The sequence below is a fragment of the Microbacterium sp. genome (genome assembly GCF_036277215.1).
GTDB lineage: Bacteria > Actinomycetota > Actinomycetes > Actinomycetales > Microbacteriaceae > Microbacterium.
Map to the genome: position 1 here is coordinate 1 of NZ_DASUNI010000025.1, position 2,635 is coordinate 2,635.

Genomic DNA, 2,635 nt, shown 5'->3' on the forward strand with positions numbered 1-2,635 from the left:
ACCCCTGCCGACGACGCGCCCGCGGAGGCAGCCCCCAAGACCCGCTCGAGCGGGGGGCGCGGAGCGAAGAAGGCGCCGGCGAAGGATGCTGCGGCGGCACCCGCCGAGGCGTCGGAGTCCGCTCCGGATGCCGCCGTCGACGCGCGCGCGGACGCCCCGTCGACGCCGGACGCCGCGGTCGGGGCTCCGACCGCGGCAGTGGTCGAGGCATCCCTCATCGAGGCGCTCGGCGCCGCGCCCGCCCCGGCCCGGCGCACCAACCGTCGCGCGTCGTCGACGACGGTGGCCGCGACCGCCGAGACAGCCGATCCCGCGCCGGTCGTCGACGAGGCACCGGAGGATCCTCAGGACGTGGCCACCCGCCTTCTCGAGCGGGCGCTCCGACTCGGGCACGACAAGGACGACGACGCAGAGTGGCTGCACAGCTCGGCCGTCAAGACGCACATGCGCCGGATGGATCCGTCCTTCAGCGAGAAGGCCCTCGGCTACCGATCGTTCTCGGACTTCGTCAAGGCGCGCGAGTCGATAGCCGAGCTCGAGGAGACCGGGCACGAACGCCTCGTCCGGCTCCGCGAATAGCTGAGCCTGCTCACCCGGCGCGCATCGCGCAGTATAGATTCGACTCCCGACTTGAAACCTGAATCAATTCTCAGGTAAGGTCGCGGAGCGGCATCCCCCAGCCGTTTTCAGCGCCCTACAAGGAGGTACAAGCGCATGAGCACAGCATCGTCTCCCCGCTCGCCCGGAAGTCCGCCGAAGCGGTCCAGTCTGCGCAGCGTCGTCACGGCCTCGATGGCCGGCACGGTCGTCGAGTGGTACGAGTTCTTCCTGTACGCCACCGCGGCGACCCTGGTCTTCAACAAGATCATGTTCCCGCCGTCCGAAGACCCGCTCACCCCGATCATCGCCGCGTTCGTCACGTACGCCGTCGGCTTCGTGGCGCGTCCGCTGGGTGGCATCGTGTTCGGCCACTTCGGCGACAAGTACGGCCGCAAGAAGCTGCTGCAGGTCGCGATCATCCTGGTCGGCGTCGCCACCTTCCTGATGGGATGCCTGCCCACCTACGCGCAGGTCGGATTCCTCGCCCCCGCACTGCTGGTCACTCTGCGCTTCGCGCAGGGCTTCGCCGTCGGCGGCGAGTGGGGCGGCGCCGTGCTTCTGGTCGCCGAGCACTCCCCCGACAAGTCGCGCGGTTTCTGGGCCTCGTTCCCGCAGGCCGCCGTCCCGATCGGCAACCTGCTCGCGACCGTCGTGCTGCTGGTGCTCAGCCGCACCCTCACGGAGGAGCAGTTCCTCGCGTGGGGCTGGCGCATCGGATTCTGGCTCTCGGTCGTCATCGTCGCGGTCGGCTACTACATCCGCACCCGCGTGACGGACGCCCCGATCTTCCTCGAGGTCCAGAAGAAGGTCGAAGCGGAGGAGCACGTGCGGTACGGCGTCCTCGAAGTGCTGCGCCGCTACCCGCGCGGGGTCTTCACCGCGATGGGCCTGCGCTTCGCCGAGAACATCATGTACTACCTGGTCGTGACGTTCTCGATCACCTACCTCGTCGTCAACGAGGTCAACACCGCCGAGATCCTCGGCTACATGGTGATCGCGCACATCGTGCACATGCTCGTCATCCCGCTCATCGGCGGGCTGGCCGACCGCATCGGCCGCAAGCCGGTCTACTTCATCGGCGCCGTGCTCGCCGGCACGTGGGGCTTCTTCGCCTTCCCGATGTTCGACACCAAGAGCCCCGTGGTCATCCTGCTGGCCATCTGCATCGGACTCGTCATCCACGCGTTCATGTACGCCTCGCAGCCGGCCATCATGAGCGAGATGTTCCCGACCCGCATGCGGTACTCGGGCGTCTCGCTGGGCTACCAGGTCACTTCGATCGTCGCGGGCTCGCTCGCTCCGATCATCGCCGCGGCTCTGCTGCAGAGGTTCGACTCGTGGGTGCCGGTCGCGATCTACCTGGCGGTCGCCGCTGCGATCACCCTGATCGCGGTCATCTCGCTCCGCGAGACGAAGGGCTCCTCGCTGCACGAGCTCGACCGCATCGACGAGGAGCGGTTGGCGGAAGCACCCGCTGCGCGCGTTCGCGCCTAGCCCGTTGCACCGAGACGAGGAGCTTCCCGGGCCCACAGCGGCCGTGGGGAGCTCCTCGTCCTCGATTAACCGGTCGGGTACAGTGTCGACTGTGGTACGACGGATCGCCCCACCGGGCTCGCAGTCTTCACTTCGTGAAGCCAACCGAGCTCGCCTCGTCGAGTCGCTCAAACGCCATGGGCGGCTGACCCAGGTCGAGCTCGCGGGCAGCACCGGCCTCTCCCCCGCGACGGTGTCCAACATCGTCAAGGAGCTGACCGCGTCCGGCCTGCTGCACACGTCGATCACCTCCCGCAGCGGTCGGCGCGCCACCCTCGTCTCGCTCACCCGCCAACTCGGCCTCGTCGCGGGCGTCCACTTCAGTTCGCGGCAGCTGCATATCGCCATCGCCGACGCGACGCGCACGGTCGTGACCCAGACCTCGCTGCCCCTCCCGCTCGATCACCGCCACGATGCCGAACTCGATCGGCTCAGCATCCTGCTGAGCGACATGATGGAGACCATCGGCGGATCGGTGGGCGATCTGCTGGCCATCGGGCTC

General features: G+C 68.4%; 3 protein-coding genes. All 3 read left to right on the forward strand.

Translation table 11 applies throughout. The features are described from left to right. Window positions 1-579 (forward strand): OST-HTH/LOTUS domain-containing protein (locus VFX99_RS01340; protein WP_329664522.1); only part of this gene is annotated, 579 nt, incomplete at its 5' end. A 135-nt stretch (window positions 580-714) separates the two neighbouring features. Further along, window positions 715-2,094 (forward strand): MFS transporter, encoded by a 1,380-nt coding sequence (locus tag VFX99_RS01345; protein ID WP_329664523.1) that lies wholly within the window; start codon window positions 715-717, stop codon window positions 2,092-2,094. A 91-nt stretch (window positions 2,095-2,185) separates the two neighbouring features. After that, the coding region (locus tag VFX99_RS01350) for a winged helix-turn-helix transcriptional regulator (protein ID WP_329664524.1) at window positions 2,186-2,635 on the forward strand (450 nt) is incomplete at its 3' end.